20 protein-coding genes and 2 pseudogenes are annotated in these 21,067 nt (G+C 45.2%); 8 read left to right on the top strand and 14 right to left on the bottom strand.

What is annotated here, in order from left to right:
- Positions 1-145 precede the first annotated feature (145 nt).
- The 6 genes from ACWXW9_RS04020 to ACWXW9_RS04045 form a co-directional block, all read right to left on the bottom strand.
- Positions 146-1,570: a glycoside hydrolase family 1 protein gene (locus ACWXW9_RS04020; protein WP_494928376.1), complete on the bottom strand. Its 1,425-nt coding sequence runs from the start codon at positions 1,568-1,570 to the stop codon at positions 146-148.
- A 58-nt stretch (positions 1,571-1,628) separates the two neighbouring features.
- Positions 1,629-2,957 carry a PTS cellobiose transporter subunit IIC gene (gene celB, locus ACWXW9_RS04025; protein ID WP_494928377.1) on the bottom strand — a complete coding sequence of 443 codons (1,329 nt, stop codon included), beginning with the start codon at positions 2,955-2,957 and terminating at the stop codon, positions 1,629-1,631.
- 85 nt (positions 2,958-3,042) lie between these two features.
- A complete protein-coding gene (locus ACWXW9_RS04030; RefSeq protein WP_025684654.1) occupies positions 3,043-3,375 on the bottom strand; it encodes a PTS sugar transporter subunit IIA in 333 nt (110 codons plus the stop codon).
- Entirely contained in the window at positions 3,368-3,685 is a 318-nt protein-coding gene (locus tag ACWXW9_RS04035; RefSeq protein WP_025684653.1) for a PTS sugar transporter subunit IIB, read from the bottom strand. The genes ACWXW9_RS04030 and ACWXW9_RS04035 overlap by 8 nt, the downstream gene beginning before the upstream one ends.
- A 287-nt stretch (positions 3,686-3,972) precedes the next feature.
- On the bottom strand, positions 3,973-4,521 hold the full coding sequence (locus ACWXW9_RS04040) for a PilZ domain-containing protein (protein WP_494928378.1): 549 nt from the start codon (positions 4,519-4,521) through the stop codon (positions 3,973-3,975).
- A gap of 20 nt (positions 4,522-4,541) precedes the next feature.
- Positions 4,542-5,114: an HD-GYP domain-containing protein gene (locus tag ACWXW9_RS04045; RefSeq protein WP_494928379.1), complete on the bottom strand. Its 573-nt coding sequence runs from the start codon at positions 5,112-5,114 to the stop codon at positions 4,542-4,544.
- A gap of 101 nt (positions 5,115-5,215) precedes the next feature.
- Here ACWXW9_RS04045 and ACWXW9_RS04050 point away from each other — a divergent pair, with 101 nt between their 5' ends.
- From ACWXW9_RS04050 to ACWXW9_RS04060, 3 genes are all read left to right on the top strand, one after another.
- Entirely contained in the window at positions 5,216-6,178 is a 963-nt protein-coding gene (locus ACWXW9_RS04050) for a tyrosine-type recombinase/integrase (RefSeq protein WP_494928380.1), read from the top strand.
- 269 nt (positions 6,179-6,447) lie between these two features.
- Positions 6,448-6,645, top strand: a complete 198-nt coding sequence (locus tag ACWXW9_RS04055; RefSeq protein ID WP_494928381.1) for a hypothetical protein — start codon at positions 6,448-6,450, stop codon at positions 6,643-6,645.
- Between the two features lie 195 nt (positions 6,646-6,840).
- Positions 6,841-7,959, top strand: coding sequence for a WG repeat-containing protein (locus ACWXW9_RS04060; RefSeq protein WP_494928382.1), 1,119 nt, complete (start codon positions 6,841-6,843; stop codon positions 7,957-7,959).
- 67 nt (positions 7,960-8,026) lie between these two features.
- Here the strand turns inward: ACWXW9_RS04060 and ACWXW9_RS04065 are convergent, their stop codons facing one another.
- Positions 8,027-8,464 (bottom strand): hypothetical protein, encoded by a 438-nt coding sequence (locus ACWXW9_RS04065; protein WP_494928383.1) that lies wholly within the window; start codon positions 8,462-8,464, stop codon positions 8,027-8,029.
- Between the two features lie 355 nt (positions 8,465-8,819).
- On the opposite strand from ACWXW9_RS04065, the gene ACWXW9_RS04070 reads away from it, so the two are divergent.
- Positions 8,820-9,908 carry a WXG100 family type VII secretion target gene (locus ACWXW9_RS04070; RefSeq protein ID WP_494928384.1) on the top strand — a complete coding sequence of 363 codons (1,089 nt, stop codon included), beginning with the start codon at positions 8,820-8,822 and terminating at the stop codon, positions 9,906-9,908.
- Between the two features lie 3 nt (positions 9,909-9,911).
- Positions 9,912-10,316 carry an SMI1/KNR4 family protein gene (locus tag ACWXW9_RS04075; protein WP_494928385.1) on the top strand — a complete coding sequence of 135 codons (405 nt, stop codon included), beginning with the start codon at positions 9,912-9,914 and terminating at the stop codon, positions 10,314-10,316.
- A gap of 99 nt (positions 10,317-10,415) precedes the next feature.
- On the opposite strand, the gene ACWXW9_RS04080 is transcribed toward ACWXW9_RS04075, so the two are convergent.
- Genes ACWXW9_RS04080 through ACWXW9_RS04090 form a run of 3 tightly spaced genes read right to left on the bottom strand, consistent with a single transcriptional unit; the run spans position 10,416 to position 13,014 of the window.
- Positions 10,416-10,838 carry a hypothetical protein gene (locus ACWXW9_RS04080; protein WP_494928386.1) on the bottom strand — a complete coding sequence of 141 codons (423 nt, stop codon included), beginning with the start codon at positions 10,836-10,838 and terminating at the stop codon, positions 10,416-10,418.
- A 9-nt stretch (positions 10,839-10,847) separates the two neighbouring features.
- Positions 10,848-11,414: a hypothetical protein gene (locus ACWXW9_RS04085; protein WP_494928387.1), complete on the bottom strand. Its 567-nt coding sequence runs from the start codon at positions 11,412-11,414 to the stop codon at positions 10,848-10,850.
- A 13-nt stretch (positions 11,415-11,427) separates the two neighbouring features.
- The gene (locus ACWXW9_RS04090; protein ID WP_494928388.1) at positions 11,428-13,014 is read right to left on the bottom strand and encodes a DUF4153 domain-containing protein; all 1,587 of its coding nucleotides are present in this window, start codon (positions 13,012-13,014) and stop codon (positions 11,428-11,430) included.
- Between the two features lie 144 nt (positions 13,015-13,158).
- Between ACWXW9_RS04090 and ACWXW9_RS04095 the strand changes: the two genes are divergently transcribed.
- Positions 13,159-14,898, top strand: coding sequence for an ABC transporter substrate-binding protein (locus tag ACWXW9_RS04095; protein WP_494928389.1), 1,740 nt, complete (start codon positions 13,159-13,161; stop codon positions 14,896-14,898).
- Positions 14,899-15,105: 207 nt separating this feature from the next.
- Here ACWXW9_RS04095 and ACWXW9_RS04100 read toward each other — a convergent pair.
- A pseudogene (locus ACWXW9_RS04100) lies at positions 15,106-16,507 on the bottom strand (transcriptional regulator).
- A 172-nt stretch (positions 16,508-16,679) separates the two neighbouring features.
- The gene (locus ACWXW9_RS04105; protein ID WP_494928390.1) at positions 16,680-17,810 is read right to left on the bottom strand and encodes a hypothetical protein; all 1,131 of its coding nucleotides are present in this window, start codon (positions 17,808-17,810) and stop codon (positions 16,680-16,682) included.
- Between the two features lie 259 nt (positions 17,811-18,069).
- Between ACWXW9_RS04105 and ACWXW9_RS04110 the strand changes: the two genes are divergently transcribed.
- Complete coding sequence (locus ACWXW9_RS04110; protein WP_354450456.1) at positions 18,070-18,324, top strand: DUF6953 family protein; 255 nt, start codon at positions 18,070-18,072, stop codon at positions 18,322-18,324.
- Between the two features lie 42 nt (positions 18,325-18,366).
- On the opposite strand, the gene ACWXW9_RS04115 is transcribed toward ACWXW9_RS04110, so the two are convergent.
- Entirely contained in the window at positions 18,367-19,332 is a 966-nt protein-coding gene (locus ACWXW9_RS04115; protein ID WP_494928391.1) for a helix-turn-helix transcriptional regulator, read from the bottom strand.
- Positions 19,333-19,452: 120 nt separating this feature from the next.
- Between ACWXW9_RS04115 and ACWXW9_RS04120 the strand changes: the two are divergent.
- Positions 19,453-19,848: pseudogene (locus tag ACWXW9_RS04120) on the top strand (Gfo/Idh/MocA family protein); the annotation flags it as partial.
- Between the two features lie 101 nt (positions 19,849-19,949).
- Here ACWXW9_RS04120 and ACWXW9_RS04125 read toward each other — a convergent pair.
- Positions 19,950-20,966: an asparaginase gene (locus tag ACWXW9_RS04125; RefSeq protein WP_494928392.1), complete on the bottom strand. Its 1,017-nt coding sequence runs from the start codon at positions 20,964-20,966 to the stop codon at positions 19,950-19,952.
- Between the last annotated feature and the right edge of the window lie 101 nt (positions 20,967-21,067).

Here is a 21,067-nt window from a genome sequence, read left to right on the forward strand (position 1 = left end):
AGCGCTGGTTCTTTTTGTTCTGCAGGCGGGACGTTAAGGTGTTACGGTATAAGTAAGTATACCGAACATTATACTTTCTCACCAGCGGCATAAGACATCGCCCATTTTCGGTGATGAAGAAAAAAAGGCGGTCCAGAGGACCACCTTAAAATCCGTTATTTTCGATCACTTGCTTGAACCAGTGCCCACTTTGTTTAACGGATCGTTTCCCTCCGTCCTGAAGATCGACTGATACAAAGCCATAGCGGTTTTTATAGGCGTTCGACCAGGACCAGTTGTCCATAAACGTCCACAGGTGATAGCCTTTCACATTAGAGCCCTCCGAGATCGCCCGTTGAACCCATTTTAGATGCTCACGGATAAAATCAATCCGATAATCATCGTGGATCATGCCCTGTTCATCCCTGAATTTTTCCTCACCTTGAACACCCATTCCATTTTCTGAAATGAAGCATTCGATGTTACCATAATTTTTTCTGACATTAGTCAAAATGTCGTATATTCCCTTTTCGTAGATTTCCCAGCCCCGCATCTCATTCATCTTGCGACCAGGCATAACGTAATAATCGAAGTAACGTTCGGGCACAAAAGGCGCGTCCGGGTTCGGCAGACTTTCGCGGGCCTTGACTCTGCGCGGCTGATAATAGTTAATGCCCAGCAGGTCAACCTTACCCTGACGTATAATCTCCCGGTCCCCTTCTTCCGTTACTGGTAAAAAATCCTCTTGGCGTAACAGCTCCACGAGCAAAGGATTAAATTCTCCCGTCACAGATGGGTCTAAAAAGGAACGGTTAAAGAACGCATCGCATATTTCAGCAGCCTGCACGTCTGCCGGATGCTGACTACGCGGATAGGTTGGCGTCAGGTTCAAAATAATGCCAATTTTACCCTTATAGCCTCCCTTTCTGTATGCCTGAATGGCACTGGCGCTCGATAACAGGGTATGATACCCCACCTGTACAGCTTTACGGAAATCCACTTCATTCGGGTAGTGGAAATCGTACAGATAGCCGCCTTCCACCGGGACAATTGGCTCGTTATGCGTAAACCATTTGGCTACACGATCCCCGAACAGCTCGAAGCAGGTATTGGCGTAATCCACATAAGCTTCGACCGTATCCCGATTTACCCAGCCTCCCTTTTCCTGCAAAGCCATCGGCAAGTCAAAGTGATACAAATTCACGAACGGCTCAATATCGGCCTGACGCAATTCTTCTATCACTGCATTATAGAATTGAACCGCCTGCTCGTTCATTACACCTCTTCCCGCTGGAAACAGGCGCGACCAGGAGATGGAAAACCGAAATGAATTATGGCCCAGCTCCTTCATCAGTGCAATATCTTCTTTGTAGCGTGTATAAAAACGAGACGTATCGGCTGGACCGACCCCGTCATAGAAACGGTTCGGCTCCTGCTCAAACCAATGATCCCAAATGTTCGGCCCTTTGCCGTCTCCCTCTACGGTTCCTTCCGTCTGGGTAGCCGAAGCTGAGGAACCCCACCAGAAGTCGGATGGAAAACGGTATGAAATGGTTTGCTGCTCTGTATCTTTAATTTCGGTATGATTCACAGCTCTACTCCTCTCTCTTGTTCCATGAAACTGCTGCTGGCGTAGCAGAAGATTCACATTACATTCCTATCGATTGATCCTTGCCTGCAATGGCCGCCTGGCTTAGCTCCTCTTCCTGTTCTTTACGAACATTTACCCGGTCGATAATTTTCAGGAAAGGGAACCAGATGATAAAGACAACAACCATATTAAACAGTTGCAGCACTCCGCCCATCAGGGAACCCGTCCCCATCATTCCGCTAAAGAACAATGGCATCGTCCAAGGAACCTGTATCCCATTAGGTGGAGGCACAATTCCGGTAGACATGGCAAAGTAAGTAATCAGCGTAACGATCATGGGTGAAATCACCCAAGGAACAAAAATCAGCGGATTCATCACAATCGGCAGACCGAATATGACGGGTTCGTTAACATTGAACAAGCCCGGTCCAAGGGCCAGCTTACTGACCTGCTTCATTTGCTTGCTCTTGAGGAAGAATAGAATCGAGAGCACCACGGCCAGTGTCATACCTGTACCGCCGATGCCTACTGTATAAATATCAACGAATTGCTTCGTGATAATATGCGGTAATTCCGCTCCCTTCGAGTACGCCTCATAGTTTTCCAGTGCCAGCGTATTCCAGATCGGGTCCATGACCGAGTTGATAATAATTTGACCATGTAGCCCGAAGAACCATAAAAGCTGAACAAAGAAAACTGCAATCAATGTAGGGATAATGCCACTGCCCAAATGCACCAGCGGTGCCTGAACGGCATGATAAATCAAGTCATGCAGATTATTGTGAAGCGTCAAAGTGACCACTACGTTGATGATTAAAAATATTCCCAGCGTAATACACGCAGGCAGCAATGCGGCAAAAGACTTGGCAACTGCCGGGGGAACGCCCGGAGGCATTTTAATAATAATGTTCCGCTGCGTCACCTTTCGGTAAATCTCAGCCGCGATAAAAGCGACGATCATCCCGAGGAACATGCCCTTGGCCCCAATCCGGTCGACCGGAATAACACCTGCAATCGTAGCGCCACTCTCTTGAGTCAGCACGAACGGAGTCAGCATCAGGAAGCTGGCCAAAGCGATCATACCGCCAAATATCGGCTCTACCTTATAACTTCGGGATAGATAATACCCGATCCCGACGACCACGAACATGGTCATGATATTCAGTGTTGCATTAGGCGCAATATTCAGCAGATTCTGAAAAGTCGTCAGATTGCCCTCGCCCATCCACCCTTTTAGAAACGGCAGATTAATAATAACGACGATAATAGAGCCGAAAACCGTTAATGGAAATGACAACATAAATGCATCACGCAGTACAGTAAGATAGCGGTTATTGTTCAGTTTACCGGCAATAGGTATTAAAATTTGGCTTAATTTTTCAAACAAAGCCTATTCCTCCCCGCGAAGTAACTTGCATCAGGTTTGTTGTGAAATTTTCATGCCCCTAATTTCACAAACTCTTGTGTACAGATTATAAATTTCTGGATTTGAAAAGCTCTAGCAGCTCTTGAACCAGATCCTTCATGGTGACCGTGGACATGAGATGATCTTCCGCATGCATCAGAAGGAGCGACAAAGGAGTTGGGGTTCCTCCGGCTTCATTCTTCACCATTTGAAAATGGATATCATGCGCAGCCCGCAAATCCTGCTTCGCCTGCTTAATGAGATCGTCTGCACCTTCCGTGTTCTCATTCCGGTATTCGCTCAGTGCTTGAATCACTTTACTGCGAGCGCTTCCACTATGAAGAATAAGTTGGAAACTAATTTGTTCTTCCGTCAGATCGGCTATGTTGACTTTATCCATTTTTACGCTCCACCAGCTTCAAAGCCTGTTCATAGACTTTCTTGCCGTCGACCAATCCGTATGCCATCATGTCGATCACTTCTACATGGATACCATATTGAGCAGCTTCCTTTTGCAGTTGTCCTTTAAGAAAGCTCATTTGTGGTCCGATCAATACCGCGTCCGCCTTAGCCATTTCTTCTGCTGCCTGATCCTGACCTACTGCCCAAATTTCAGCCTCGTCTCCAATAGACTTGGCATAATCCTGCATTTTGGTAACCAGCAAACTTGTAGACATACCCGAGCTGCACGCCAGTAAAATATTTTTCATGATTGTTCCTTCCCTTCAAGGTCTGATTGGATACTAACTACTAGAAAACGTTTACAGCGTAATTATAAATCCGCTTTTATGATTTGTCTATACATTTAAATTATATGTATAGACTTTTTTAAAAATGACAATTCGTCCAACTTTATTTTCGTAAAACGCGTTGATCTCTTTTCTTTAATCTTTCAATAACAATTAGGTTTCACAATAGTAGATCTTGTGATCCTTTCCCCAACGGCTCAGGTCATTGCATAACGGGAACAGATACACAAAAGCGATCTTGGATTTTTTTATACCACAGGTGTAGGTGTGGTGGAAGCTGCGGTTTTTAAAACACGCTGATTAATGCAGTACATCAGCCTTTCCTGATCGCTGGAACTCATTTCATCAAACACAAGCCCATAGGTTATAAAAGGTTGGCTAATATGCGCCTCTTTTCGGATTAAATGTGCCTGCAAGACAAAAGGCTCTTTATTTAGCTCAAATTCAACCTGAATGAGGACTGGTTTTTTCAAAGGCAGATCATAATCGCAAATCAGCTTTAGCCCCTTCACGCTAATGTCTTGTATTTTACCGATCCCTTTTCTATGAGTAAGCCTTGCCAGAGTCTCATCTCCAAAATGTAAAAACTCAAACGCACAGCCCTCATCCGGAATACCCAAACGAAAGGCTTCCCGCCGATTCAACTTGCTGTTGGCTTCCTCCAGTAACTTCTTCATTTCCTTTTTCTCCAGCTCTTTAATACCCAATTGTTTTTTTAAATCTATGAAATGAATAATTCCGATGACCAAGCATACAACGATCATAAAAATGATAAGACCTACGATGGTGGATATCATGGAACATGCCTCCCACTGAATTATTGTCCAAGGGTACTTGACAGGTCCTCAGGCAAATGCAAAAACCGTTCAACATATAGCAAATCAAATTGTGTTCCAATGTGACGCCAAAGCTCCTCTTTGGCCTCCTGAATGGACATGCCCTGGCGATACGGTCGATCGGAAATCATACTATCAAATGCATCCATGATAGAACACATTCGAGCCATAGGTGGGATTTTGTCCCCACTTATGCCAAACGGATAGCCCTGTCCATCCCAGCGTTCATGGTGAAATCGGACGATATCTACAATATCCTGGTCCAGCATGCCCTCTCTTAAAATAAGCTGGGTACCCAACAGAGGGTGGAGCCTCATGACTTTCCACTCTTCCTCATTTAAAGGAGCTGATTTATTCAATATGTCATCCGGCAGCAGCATTTTTCCAACATCGTGAATGCAACAACCTATGACGAATTTCCGTGTCTGCTGGTCATCAAAATCCAGGTAAGGAGCTATTTGCTTAGCCATATTGCCAACCCGCAGGCAGTGTTCATACAATTGTTTATCTTTGGATAGCAGGCGAGTTAGACAGCTCACTAAAACATTTTCCATAAATATTCCTCCAGTTTGACGCACTGTCAGCGATTTGCCTTAATATTGAGAATAGATATCGCACAATATTCATTGTGCGAACGAACAGGAGGAATTTTTTTATGTATACGTCTAAAATGACATCTTCTCAGCTACATGCCCCTTCCATGCATAACCCAGAGACGTACACGGATGACGAAATTACAGGATTATTTTTAAGTACTTGCAGTAACTCCCCGTATACCCTGCGCAACTACAAGAGGGCCATTCAGCAGTTTCGAAATTTCACATCTGGTAAACCGTTACAGAAAGTGACATGGCAGGATATAGAGGTCTATAAAATCGGCTTATTAGAGGGTGCTTGCAGTCCTACCAAGCAAACACCTGCACCAGCGACCATTGCCAGCTTTTTGGCCCCATTAAAATCTCTATACAAGTGGGGGAGTGATCCGAGCATTCGTATTTTTCAGCACAATCCCACCACAAGTGTACGAACCCCCAGGATTCCAGTGAACAGTAAAAATCATTTCTTAACGAAAAATGAGCTGCGTCAGCTTTTAGCCTATTTAAAAACACAGGGGGAACGAAATTATCTGATCGCGCTCACGCTGGTTTTATTGGGCCTTCGGGTATCTGAGATGGTATCTATACAGTGGGATCACTTCCATACCGATCCGACGGAAATGTTCATATGGCTGACTGTGTTTAACGGAAAAGGAGGCAAACAGCGCGAGGTCAAAGTACCCGCAAGACTTTGGGAGATGTACAGGCAGTACAGAGACGCTTTCCAGCAAGAGGACCCATTAAATATGCGAGAGAGGTTGTTTCCGTTGTCAGTAAGGCAAGTGGAGACGATTATTAAGCTGGCCAGGGAAAAAGCCGGGATCACGAAAAAGATAACCCCCCACTGGTTTCGCCACACGAATGCTACATTAGCCTTGATTCATGGTGCATCGTTACAGCAGGTGCAGGAAAATCTCGGACACTCCCACATCAATACGACGCAACGATACCTTCATACGGTTAGCCAAATGCAAAAAGCAGCCCCCGACTATGTGGAAGACTGCCTAAAAGATATATTATAGGTATTTAGTTACAAAAGGGGTTGAAAAAATAGTCTTAAATAACTAAAATAGAATAAGAAATATTCTTTTTTTAGTTCATTTTACATATCGAACAATGAATATTGTACGCTATCAATTTCTAATATTTACCAATAAAAGAATGTAAGATAGTTCCTAAGATATAGGATTTCTCTTTTACAATTATGCCCTTTGAGCAGAACATTAGTCGATAACATAATCATGCTATTTACTCTATGCGCCCATATATTGTTAATTATCCAGGAGACGAGATGAGTAAAGGTAAAACATATGAGAAGGCGTCCAGAGCGCTACGTTGCTGTGGACTGCCGGAGCTGCCCTTTGGGGACGAGCAGTTTCATATGGTGCTGTCCGCCCATTTCCTGTTTATGTACAGTGACCGACTTATCAAGGTGTCATATGAGGTTATGCGTAACGGCAATTCGCTGCTGAGCATCCGAAAAACTTAGCTGCAAAATTTAGATAGGAAAGGGAGCAAGCGTTGACTTGCTCCCTTTCTGTTTTTTTGAGATAACTCAGGATGCATCATAATTGGAAGCAAATCTTTTTCGATCTAAAAATTAGAAAAATTTAGAATTGTAAGAAACATTCTTACATATGATTCGTCTATATTATGGTAAATCAACTTGCAAAGGAGCTTATGCATGTTAAAAAAGTTCGGATTAGCTATATTAGTTCTATGTACCAGCATTACCGTTTCTGGGATGGGTTGGGCTACTCCCAGTATTACAACAGCCATTGAAGTTTCTAAAACACCGCTGGATTACAACGTTGCTCGGCCCTCAAGCGATGGTGCCTTTCATGATGGCTTATTAGCCGCTGAAACATCCGCTGGAAACCTCGTGTTTTACAATACCAAAGGAGAAAAAGCTTTTTCTCTTCCCGCCGAGCTTAAACCCATTGGTGATTTTCATGAGCAACGGGCCGTTGTGAAAAATACAAAAAATAATCTCTATGGGTACATTAACACCAAAGGAACACTGGTCATTCCTTGCCAATATACCGAAGCTAACTTGTTTAGCGAAGGAAAGGCTAAGATCACTATAGCCTCAACCAAAGAAAATGCCTTTATTGATCGTTCAGGAAAAGTCCTTACTCATTTGAAAGAAAATGTTGAATCAGAATATCTATTTACGGACGGTCTGGCTCTCGCCTACGCCCCAAACACAGGCAAAATCGGCTTTATTAATGCTTCCGGTCAATTGGCCATTCCTTATAAATACAAATATAGTCGTAGTTTTTCGGATGGCCTGGCTATTGTTCAGAATAGCAAAGGGCTGTACGGGTATATAAATACAACAGGAAAGGAAGCCATTCCTCTTCAATATAAATCAGGCGGAGACTTCTCGGAAGGATTGGCCCCAGTACAAAATACCAAGGGAAAATGGGGATTTATCAATAAACAGGGAAAAGTCGTTATTCCCTTTAAATTTACAGATGCTCAAGATTTCAGCGAAGGCTTGGCCAGTGTGAAAAATGCGAAAAAACAGGTCGGATTTATTGATAAAAGCGGAGCGTTGGTCATTCAATATCAACAAAAATATGATGTTACGTTCCCGTTCAAAGAAGGCTTTGCTTTAGTGGGTAAACAAGCAAATTCATCCGTCTCAGACGGAAAATTCGGTTACATCAATCGTCAAGGCCAATTGCTAACCAAGCTTGAGTACAGGGCCGAATCTTCTTCCTTCTCCAATGGCTATGCTGTTGCCTTTATCAAGCCAGGTAAAGCGTTCATTATATCCAAACATTCCGTTTCAAAATAAAAGACGACCCCGGAAGCAGATCGAATGGATCTGCTTCCGGGGTCAATACGTTAATGCCTTGGAGTCATTAGTCGTGTGTATAAAATTTCACTCCAGGCAGATCTGCTGCTACCCACGAGTAGTTAATAGTATTACTATTGTAATTTGTGGTCCCCGCCTGAGCAATTTGTACCTCTTTTAAAATCGTGATCGATGACCCCTTCGGTCTGACAACGACGACATGACCGTGCCCTTCCGCTTTTTTGATTCCAATTGTAGGATACCCGAGATTCGCTCTTTTTTGAGCATCTTGAAAGGTTACGGAGTACCACCCCGGTGTATTGTTACCCAGTAAAGCATCAGCCATCTGATTGGCTAAGCCACTTGGTAATGAAGCCGACATAGCGGACATCACATCTTGAGCAAAAATATTACATTTCGTTCCACCTACCGGCGAATACTTCTTGTTCGTTTCTACCTTAAAACCGTCAATTACAGATGCGTAGGTGCTTGCACTTCTAGCCATTTTGTAATTCCCCCCGAATATAAGCTGTAGAGGAAATGATGGAGTCGCCCGAACATCTGAATGGCTCCACATTCAAATGATGTTGGCCTCAATTCCCTCTCAACATTTTAGGTGAATTCCGGCTTTCTTTAACAACGTAATACACGAATTGCTGTAGGTGTCCGGTCAAAAGCCACCTTACCTGTTTGTAGCACATTCGCGCAACCATGCAGTGACTCCTTTAGGACTAAAGCCTCTAAAGCTATTACAAATATAGTAGTACATAAAAGGTAAATTCAGGATAATTGAAGGATGTTCCCACTCCACTCTCCTGATAATATTATTCCCATCTTATTCTAAAAGAGCGGAGAAACGTATGAGTAGAATCAGGGTTTCACCTGATCAATTACTGCATGTATCCAAACAAATTGATCAGGGCAGACAACAATTAGAGAGTACGCGCACCCAGCTTACCCTACAGATCCGGTTTATTCAGTCCTTTTGGGCGGGGGCAACCAAGGAGAAATTCTTCCATGATTTTTATCTGTCACAGCCTATCCTGGATTCAGCTCTAGGAAGTATGACCAAAGCAGCCCAAGATCTTATGGCTAGTGCTGAAAAATTCCGACAAGCAGACGCTGAACAAGGGAATACGTCCGGGGCTATTACGGGTATTCCTCCACTTGCGGCTTCCATGGCGATGATGACTACAAAGGGGACAGGACAAAGTAAAGCAGCCTTCAACTTTGATGAGTATGAAAAAAAATTAGTAGGGAATATGTGGGTTCTCAGCAAAAATGGAGACATCAAAATCGACAACAGATCAGATGATGTGGACATTATTCAGGAGCAGACGAAAGCGGCTATGGAAGGTTATAATCTTTGGACGGGAGAAAAAATACCCAAATGGCAAGCGGTTTCTATTATTATTGGAGGTATAGCGTACAACTTCCAAGGCATTAGAGGTTCCCGTGGTGTTAAGCTAAATAGGAATCTAAAGTTACCCTCGGGATCGTTTAGATTGCCAAAAGAGCCGTTTAAAAACTCGGGTAAAGGTATACCAGAAAATAAGCCTTCAAAACTGATTATGCCACAGGAAAATGGGGCAGCGGGGGCCAGTAATGGTGCTGACTTCTATAAGCCAAATGGTGGACTGGAAAAAAAAGATTTCATGACAATTCACTCAGAAAAACATTTATATAATCCTGATGAAATATCGACGAAGAAAAAAACACAGTTCGGAAAAGATATAGATGTCATCAAGTTAAGAGAGGATACTGTTAAGAACCCTGATAGTATAAAATACAATGATGAACAAAATACAATTTTGTATAAAAAAGAGTATGGTTTTAATATAAGTACACCAGAAACACCAACAGGAAGTCATCGAGTGTACATTAATCTCAATCCTAAACCTAATAAAACGAATAGAAATTCACAGTTCCCATTTTTTAAAGGAGAATGATATATGCGTAATACTGAAGAACTAGAGAAATACTTAAATATAAAAGTTCCTGAATCATATATTAAGTGGTTCTCTGACACAAAAGAATATAGGGATGAACATAATATTATACTAAAAAGCGATCATGGAAAATTTATAATTGAGCAGTGGCTTGATATGAAATATTCAGGCTCAGACAGCATTGGAGAAGTATATATGGACAGCAGAGAACAACTTTTAGATGGTGTTGTTCCCATTGCTTTCACTGAGTTAGATGATTATGTCTGCTTATTTTATAATAAAGGTAGACAGCATGAACCAAGTATAATTTTGTGGGATTATGAGTTGGCACTTGAAGAATTAGAAGAAGGATTATTTCACTTAGCAGATGATTTTCATGAGTTTACTAAAATGTTAATTTGCAAGTAATGGGTATTGCGATTTTTCTATTCACGTACGATTATCCTTCAAAAGCCTATTCCAACCTGAATCATGAGTTAGGAATAGGCTTTTGAAGAGAAACTACCCTCACTGCTCATAAATCACATTTCCCTGCTTATCCCGAATTTCTAATCTGATCGCTCCAGTATCACCGTTTGAATGGTTGCTTACCAAAATGTACGATGTTTTGCCAGGATGCATGGTTTGAGTCTGGGTATGCTGATTCGGGAAAATGGCAGTGATCGTTTGGCCTTCTGTACGAATATGCTCATCGTGCAAAAACAAAGCCACATAGGAGTAGCCGTTTCTTCTACCAATCGTCTGCGTGGGTCTATCTACGTCATGGACTAGCGTGTAATCTAATGATTGAATGTTTTCTGCATTCGCCACTTTCGGAATGATTGTTTCAGGAATAGCTGTATATCTATCCTCAGTAAAATAGTCCGCAACTCCCACCATCAGAGCGATGCCGATGAACAGGATGATCCAATTACGATTCTTTTTAATCATGGTTATCCCTCAATCCTCGCTCCGCCCATTCAGCCACTTGAACCAGTGCAGCAGATGGCTGAATCGGTATTCATGCTGCGAAGCGTAGGTCCATACTTCTGGCTCTTCACCGGGTTCCTTCCAAACCAGCATGGAAAAGTGGCCTTCCTCCTCATTGGCGACAGACAGGAGCGAAAGGCGATCATCCCCAAATCGATACGGGGCCGATTCCACCCAATAGTTCCGCATGTCGCTGATCCAACTGCGAAACCGCTCTGTGCCTGCGATCCGCAACACATCATCCGGCAAAAGCATATGCTCCCCCATGTCCTGCCAGTACCCTGCATAACGGTAGCGTGCTTCCAGCATTGGACTGAGCGGCCGGGCTTTGCCGGTAGCCAGCGTGGGCATACACGTGACGGGAACGACCGGACCGATGCTCTGGATAGCATAAGATCGGGCCTCCTCCTCACTCAAGCCGAGGTACATAGCCTCCGCGAGAAAAGCGTTCCGTCTTACATCAAACTGATGTTGATACTGTGACATTTCATTTTGCAACTCCAACACCATACCCTGCACTGCATCTGTTCCGATCATTCCCAAGCACCTCTCATTCCAAAATATAGTCGTGCAGCTTACGCTGTGCCCGATATTCGGCCCAATTGAACGCAGGCCATGCCGTTTCTTCCCTCGTCATGCTCGTCAGGCGAGCTTGTAAAAACTCATCCATCGCTCCGTGTTCCTTACGGCTAAATTCAATCAGCAGCGGAATAACATCCGCTGATAGCCCACTCAAATATTCCTTATCTATCACCGATGTAGTGCGATACCGTTCGAGATTATTTTCAGCAATCCGTACATCAATGCCTACATAATTCACGACGACATACGCCACCAGAGCGAGTACAATATAATATTTCGCCAGCGGAAGCTGACGGACATGAATGCGCACCGCTGCAATGAGCAGCAACAAGCCCAGAAAAATCATAAACGCGTGTACCAGATAACGGGTATACGTATATCCATAGGCCTCTTCGTACATAACCAGCCGGGTATAGCCTGAATACAGCATTACACCCGAGCAGCCAACGAGTACATACAGCAGGCCGTTGTTCATTTTTTGCAATAGATTTGAGCCGAATTCGGTCCACTTCAACACACTGATCATCAGGACAAAGTTGATGCCTGTCACCATAACCAGCTCCCCGAATCCCCTTCTCGCATATTCTGCATACGAGGTTCCTTCGGGCAGAGCGCCTTCCCATGCACCAAACAGATATCCAAACTGCAACACGACGAACACAACATACACCAGATTCATAACGATCAGCACCGTAGCAGTAATCACAGGATCAAACTTGATCGCGACCGGCTCGTGGTAAGGCACTACTGATTTGTTAATCATCACTGAAGAGTGACCATCATACTCGGTGGTTTGACCATTCGTGCGCTCGTCTAACCCATGCCATGACTGAACTTCTCTCTCCGGATTACGCGGAGCAGGCTGTACAAATCCCCACAAATAGCAGAAAAAACAGAAGGTAAAAAAACAGGTCCAGATTAGCCGCAGCATTCCGCTACCAAATGACAGCGTGCCGATCCATGAAGGTATACCCGATAACAGTTCCTCAAACATCCCATCCGCTGATGCCAGCAGAGATATAATGATGAACAGCAGTGGCAGGGCGATCAGCAAACCGACCATCACTTTCCCCAATACACGCTTGCGCTCATCCTTTACATTCCGAAAGGCTGCTGTTTTGAGCATCCGAAACGGAGTCACAATATGCCGAAAATTTTGATAAAACAAATGGCTTAACGCTTGCCCGATGATACCGGGTTCGGACCAGCTATGCCTCTTCTCCCCGAGCAGCATCACCATATGTACACTAATCAGAGCAGGTATAGCCAATGCATTTAACACATATAGAACCGGATTATCGAACAGCGCATACGTCAGCGATAGCAGCACAATTACGGCAAACAGCAATCGACCCATCCACGAGTCAAGCCGGATACGATCCCGGTTATAGACATACATATAGGTATAGAACAGAATGACAAAAATCGGCAGAGACACGCCCAGCGCATGCCCGTAAAACAGATATTGATGAACCAGTGCCAACACAATCGCGGCAGCAAAGGCGGACAGAAACGACGGTTTCGGCAAAGACGTTCCACTCAACTTGTCATGCATGGTAAATACCTCCACAAATATGCTTTATAACCCTTATTGTAGATGATAAAATAAGAAGATAAAGAGAAATTAATCGACGTAAAATTTCCTATTTTATATATACGACTGCACTTTAATCATCCACAGGGAAACGGAGCAACCTTTATGAAACTTCATGCCCAATTTTTACGGCTTCACTCGCACACTGCTGACGACAGGGACGAGAACCTTACGATAGAGACTACACTGGATGAGCTGGCGGCTATTTTTGACTGTACCCACCGCAATGCCTTGATGATCATTCAGAAAATGGAGCAACATGACTGGATACAGTGGACTCCCCGCCGAGGCAGGGGCCGCCGCTCCAGCCTGCGTTTCCTGATTCAGCCGGAGGACATTGCGGTGCAGTCCATGATGCAGGCTATCGACCGCCACGACATCAAACGCGCGCTGGATGAAATCCGGACCCATTCGCGTTCATCCACGATGCAGGAGCATTTGCAAGGCTGGCTGCTGAACTACTTCGGGCATCACGCAGAGGTTCGCAGCGATCAGCAGCAGATCGACACACTGCGTCTGCCTATTCGCCAGCAGTTGTATACGCTGGACCCACTGTACATGAACTGGCTCGCGGAGTCCTTCGTATCCAGCCATGTCTTTGACGGGCTGGCCCGCCGGGCAAACGAGAGCGGTGAGATTTTACCGGGACTGGCGCACGCTTGGGAAGTAGACGCTACCCGTACGCAATGGACCTTTTTCTTGCGTAAGGAAGTGCTGTTCCATAACGGCAAAATACTGACCGCCGAGGATGTCGTCTATACCTTTGAGCGGCTGATTCGCGCGCCAGGACGGAGGCTGTACCATTTTATCGTTCGGCAGATCAAGCACGTACAAGCGCTAAGTCCGACAATGGTACGTTTCGAACTGAAGGAACCGAACGAGCTGTTTCTCTCCTTCCTGTGTACCAGTCGTGCCGCCATCGTACCCCGTGAGCTGAACCAGGCGGGTGAAGCGGCCTTTGGTATCCGCCCTGTTGGCACAGGGGCTTTCAAGGTCACGGAGATGAACGAGAGCTTATGCATACTGGAGGCATTCGCTCCTTATTTTCAAGGCCGCGCTCATCTCGACCGGGTGGAAATTGTTCAGCTCCCGTGGGCGGCCAAGCCAGAATCGGCGGCAGATACCGCAGATACGGCTTCGCCTTTTCATATCATCCACAATCCCGTATTGGCCGGGAACACGGATACTGCATGGAGTCAGATCCACTCAGCGGCTTCGGTGCGTAAATTTATCACATGCAATACGCATAAGGATGGGCCGTTACGTAACCCGAAAGTGCGCGCCCGAATTGTCGCGTGCCTGGATCATCGCAGCCTCCCTCCGATGGTGAATGTTGCCGACGATTCGTATGAACCCCCGGCAACATTGCAAATTGCGACCATTCCCGAGTATAGAGCCGATGCAGACCGGGTCGCGGCCCAACTGGAATCGTGCGGGTATACCTGTAACATCGTGGCCGCATCCATGAATGAATTTAAAAGCTCCTCTATCCGTATGGAGTCGGATCTGATCATCTTTTCTCTGTTTCGTGACCGTGATGAGCAATTGCGCCTGTTCGATCTGTATCTCAATGTATCCGGGCATGTCGAGCCGCATAGCCGCGTTGATATCGAAAGACTGCTGAGAGATATTGCACGAGAAGCGGATCATACGGTCAGAGCGCGTCAATTCGAGCATATCGAAACCCGACTTATTTATGAGCACCAGCTCCATATCTTATATGAAAAGCCAGTTCAGACAGCATATCTTCCTTCCGTGCGCGGCGTTTCCTTCAACAGTCAGGGGTGGGTGGATCTGCGTCATGTCTGGTTCCCGCCTGCTCAACCGCAAGCCTCCAAGCCTTAATGGAAAAGAGTTCATACGCGAATGTGCGGCCACAATACAAAAAGGTATCCTCTTTTACAAGAGAATACCTTTCATAGTGTTATCCCAACCTATTAAGCAGAGGGTTCCGGGGATGACAATGCCCAACCGCCCATCCCATGACTATGAACTTCACTAGGGTCTTCTACTGGGGGAGCAATGGGTGAAGAATTCAGTATGATAAAAAAATTAAATGCGAGCAGAAAAAAAACGATCTTTTTTATCATTGAAATGATCTTACCTCTCCAAGTAAATTTTTATATTCCTCCGTCGCCTCAGGAGAAGCAGTATGCCGGAATTTTTCAAATAAACCTACACATTTAATCGTTACAGGATTACCATTCAGCACCACAGAATAGGACAGGCTTTCCAATAAAAATTTCATACCTTTTGTATAGCGCTTTTTACTGAGATCGTAGCAAGCCAGCTCCGCCAGAAAACGCGCATAGAGATCGACTGATACCTGCTCTGTATAGGTACCCACCTTGGCATGCTGATTGGCTAATGCAGCAATTTGTTTCTCGAAACGTTGCAGTACATCATCCACATTAAAATCATAACGATTTGCGGCCAGCATGATTTTGAACAATCCCATCAGAATCTCGCCTTCGTTTCTTTCCAGATAGGCCACATACTGTGGAATGACGTCCAGTTTACCGGACATGAGCTGATACAGATATCCGTTGGCCTCAGCCCAGTTACTGCACTGCTCCTTCAAGCGGCGCGCTTCTTCCGTGTCCTCCTGCACCCAGCTTAGATCAGCGTACAGGGAGACATATTCCAAGGCCTTTTCATAATCCCCTCGTTCGTCACAAATACCGGCACGCAGCACGTAAGAGTATACAATATACATAAACAAAGGACCCTTTGTTTCCTTGCCACGCTCTGCTTTTCTGGTTTTTCCATATTTTTGTTCATACTGTGCTTTAGCCCTGCGACACATTTTATCAGCTAATGCTTCTACTTTATCCCAGCGACGCAGCGAAACATAAGTATTGGCCAAATCTTTTAATGCATCCAGTTGATCCGCTTCACCCAATCGATCTACAAAGCTTTCAAAGTGTGTGGCGGCCCATAAATTTTCGTCCTGATCATCACCGACAGCGATGGTAAATAACCGATACTGGCAGAGAGCCAGACGCTCGGAATGTTGATACTTCTCGCTTTCCGAAACATTTTTATAGATGATAGCCGCTGCCGCAAACTTGCCTTCTCTGAACAATTCTTCTGCCGTCTCAAACAAGGCCGGAGCGTAAATCAGATAGTCCATCATGAACTCCACAACTTGTTCCATACAATCCAGCTTGTTCAGCTCTGCACAGCGGTACAAAAATGGGCGAACCCGCCGCCAATTCGGTGCCGTATTCCGTATAAATTCTTCAATGTATAGTTCATAGAGACTTCCCTCTTCAAGCCCCATGCCTGCCGCGATCCGATCCAATAGCAACATCGCAATCGGCCGATTGCCGTTGATAATGGCACTAATCGTTCCTGCATTAATACCCGTGTTCTCCCCAAACTTACTAATCGTGATTCCTTCACGTCTGATATACTGTTCCAGCTCTGCACGAATCGTGGTTGTTTCCTTCAAATCAGGCACCCCCAGGGATTACTTGTATGTTTACAATTCAAAAAAAGAAAATTCCCGTGAATATTCCCTTAATTATACAAAACAAAACCTACTTCGCCAACTGTATAATTCATTTACTTAAAATATATCTGGACAGAGTCAACCGTTTCTTGAAATCACACGAATCACAAGCTTAACGATATGGATTGGTTACGTAGTTTTTAGAGTAAGGTCCCTTGTCCTTGAACAAAGCATCGACGAATGATGCCGGATCTGTAAGGATGGTACCGCGTCCTAAATCACGATAGCCTTTAAAGCTCCAGCCCCATGGCGCACTCGCTGCATCTTCTTTGCCGTTATCTCCCTTAAAGGTGCCATAGCTTGACCACAATTGAATAGAAAAATCATTTCTGAGCGGCCACAGCGTATGCTGTAATGCCTTCAAGCCATAATTCATGCGTTTGGACTCGTCAAAATCAGATAAATAATTTTTCCAATAATTTTGATCCTTGCTGTTTAAATTTTGTGGTTGCACACCAGCTCCGCCCCATTCAAAAATGTAGCCGCTATTCCCTTTGGCACCCTTGCCGTCATATGCCCGCAGCGCATGTCCCACATCTCCCTGCGGCTCGGTAATCGGTGCATTATTTTGTGCGCTATAGACACGTACATGCTCACCTCGTTGATCCTTAATCGTCGTAAATCCATAGTCATAGTAGACGGAATCCCGTCCCGGCGTGTAACGGATAGCCTGATTAGAAGGTGAATACATACCCAGCTTGCCGTGGCGCTCTGCCAACAGCAGCTCCAGCTCGCCATTCGGAAACTGGGAGCGATCCACAACGGAGCCATCTTTTCTGGTCACCCCCGCTTTACGGACGACCAGCAGCATCCCTTCCATGTCATTCTCGTGGTCTCCCAGTCCATCCCCAATCGGTCCGGCGACACCCTCCGGATCATTGCGGGCGTAGAACACATCATATCCGATAAAATAATGGGTTTCCGTCTCTGCCAGAGACCAGTATAACCATGGATACAAAGGATTCTTTCCACTGGCGTAATTGTCGATATTCTCCCAGTTGTTTGTTCCGTTCCAGTCACCGTCAAAATCTACCGCTGTCGGAATATCCGTATGAGGCCCGTTGCCGACATCCTGATACAAGACAGGCGACCAGTAACCGGCGATATTCCCTTGCTCTCTGTCACTCATGGCAGCTTCAGCTTCGGGAATTGCCACCGTAGAGATCAGCAGAGTGCTCACCGCTGCAATTATCATTTTGCGGCCCAAGTTTTTTACGGACAAGCCGACAGTTCTTCTCTCCATCTTACACACCCCTTATAACATATAATTCCAATACAGCCTAACAATGATTACTATTCTAAAATATAAAAAACTAAAAACATATAGTTCATAGTATTTATTTCATAGATGTATATTTATGAATGGGGCTACTGCCGACAGATTTGGTAATTTCGTAATTTGCGTATACTATATGGAGAGTGAATGGAAAAACATTTATCTTACCATAGGTCAATATAACTATAATATGGATTATTATGGAACGATGGAAAGGATACGACATATGGACAAAACAGACAATACCCCTACAACAGAACAGCAAATTGCAGCATGGATGGTCGCACAAATCCGTGAAGTGGGAACCTTGAAACAAGAGGACGCGATTGCATATGTACGCTCTGAGTATGGAGAGCAGTATGTGTTTATAAGTGAGCACGGTCATGTATCTCTCGAAAAGGAAATCAAAAAAGCGTTTCGTAAGCTTCATGGCGGCAAAATCGCCTGGGATCGTGACGGATTCCTCTGGGCCTGGACGTAACAAGCAAAAGCATCTGCCATAGGCAGGTGTTTTTTTGATGATTTATACATATATCTTCTGGAGTTGACTGATTTGTCCCTTCACAAAATGCCGGAGGGTTGCAGGCTCTACGATTTCAACCCGGCCAATCCAATCCATTGCTTCACGACAGGCCGCTTCATAGCTGTACATGTTTACGGTCAGAAGCAAATGGCTTCCTTCCAGTGCGGACTGGAGAATTTCCAGCCTTTTCGCTACGACTCCAGCTTGCGCCTCATTCGTCCGTAGCACAACCGGGTAGTATTCTTTCTCTCTGCAAAGCTGCTTAAATGCTGCTTCTTGCTTCATCCAGTGATTTTCCAGCGAAAAATCCACAGGAACCTCAAAGAACTCCGCAGACGGCTTAACCTTAACCGCCATGATTCGCTCGCACTTAAAGGTTCGAATCTCCTGCCCTGCTTCACAAAAGGCAATGAGATACCAATTCCCCTTTTTCACCACAAGTCCATAGGGATGTACATGCCGGGAAGAACGGGTTCCGTCCGCTTTACGGTACTGAATGGTTATTTTATAAGACCCCCACACCGCAGCTCTCACGACCTCGAGGCAGGGAATCGCTACGCGCTCCGTCCACCAGGGCGTATCATCAAAATAAAACCGCGCTTTGGCCTTCCGAATATCCGACTGATAAGAATGCGGCATGGTCTGTTCCAATTTGAGCAGCGCATTTTTTAGCTTCAAGCCCGATTCCGTTGGCCCGCCCGTATAAATGCCCATACCTGTTAAATACAACTGAATGACATCACCACCATTCAACTGCTTAAGGTTCGCCGTATAGCCCTCCATCAAGTAAATTCCGCCCTTCGGGCCCGTTGCAGTAACAATCGGAACCCCGGCTTCAGCCAAAAGGTCGATATCCCTGTAAATTGAGCGTACAGAGGTTTCCAGTGCGGATGCCAATTCCTTGGCCTTCATTCTTCCTCTGGATTCGATACATAATAAAATCGCAATTAAACGATGCAGTCTCACAATCATACCTCCACCATAGATGGTTAATCTGAATTGAACAGATAGTACAAAGATTGTTGACACCCTGTTGGCAATAATAGAAGCGTATCATAAGAAGTAAAGGGGTGTAATGGATGATGAATAAACGTAGAAGTTACACAAAATATAGAGGATATCCTGCTTGATCCAAACCTGGATGTGGTCGATATATGCCTGCCCTCTCATGTACATAGGTCATATGCGATTGAAGCGCTGAAGCAAGGAAAGCATGTATTTTGTGAAACGCCAGTTTGCTTTGATCTCGAAGACGCTTTCCTTATGAAACAGGCTGAGCAGCAATATGGTAAAAAGATTCTGGTCAACCAGTTCATCAAGTTTGATCCTGCCTATACCTTTCTTTATGAGGCTCACTGTCAACAAAAATACGGGAAACTCATTTCCTTGTCCTTGAAAAGAGAAACGCCTCCCCTATGGGGGGATCTTGGGCTAAGCGCTATCCCTACCCAGTTCATGATTCATGAACTGGATTTATTGACCTAGCTATTCAGATTCAAAATAGACTGGGGCAGGCTCAGCGTTAGCCGAGCGCCCCTGTCACCTGTCCTGATTACCTGTTCCTGCGCGGAAATCAGCCTTCCTTACAGGGAGGCTGTATCCGTAGGCAAAGAAACCTCGTCCGCATAGTTCGTGGCCATAATTTTTGCCACCCCGGCAGGGTCAGTGGTCTGGCCTAACGCCCACATCATTTTAGTTACAAGTGCCTCCGTCGTCATGTCATAACCCGGAATAACACCCTTTTCCAGCACCTTCTGCCCCACCTCGTAAATCGTCAGATCGCCGCCTTCATAAGGACATTGGGTGGTCACGACGATACTCATGCCATCCTTCATTAATTCCTCAATTTTACTAATCAGGCTTCTTTCCTTGAAGGGCACGCCACCCATGCCAAAGCCCTCAATCACGATCCCTTTATAGCCCAAGCCCTGAATGGCATCAAAAATCGCCGGATTCGTCCCCGGAATCAGCCTGAGCAGAAATACTTCCGAAGCATACCCGTCATTGTACGGATGGCGAACTGTACCGCGATTCGCAAATACACCCTCTGTATAGACCACCTTCCCGTCTTCCACGAGGCCGATGTACGGATAGTTAATACTCTCAAAAGCGTTATAGCTGCGCGTTCTGATTTTGGAGCTGCGGCTGCCGTTGATGATTTTGCCGTTAAATACGACAAATACCCCCGCTACCTCGCCACATGCGGTCAGGAACGAGTCGATTACATTTTTTTTGGAATCACTGTGCTCGGCCAGAATGGACACCTGTGACCCCGTCACCACAACAGGCTTGTCTACGGTCCCCAACATGAAGCTCAAAGCCGAAGCCGTATAAGCCATCGTATCCGTGCCATGGGCAATGACGATGCCGTCGTACTGATCGAGGGAACGATGTACCATTCGGGCGATGGAGGCCCAATCCTCCGGTTGTGTGTTCGTGCTATCAATGCTCATCAGATTATGGGCATCAATTTCACAGATTTCCTTGAGCTCCGGAATTTCCGCCAAAATATTTTCAGCCGATTGGGTTGGCGTCAGACCATTTTCCTGATAGGAGGAAGAGATCGTCCCCCCAGTATTAATGAATAAAACCTTTTTCATGTACCCATGTTCCTTCCCGATTACATCTTCACTTTATTGTTCTTAGAATTTATCATGAATAAGTGTGAGAAGCTACTTTTGATCCGAAAAGGGGAAATAGA

This window comes from Paenibacillus sp. LT-B23 (genome assembly GCF_059417685.1).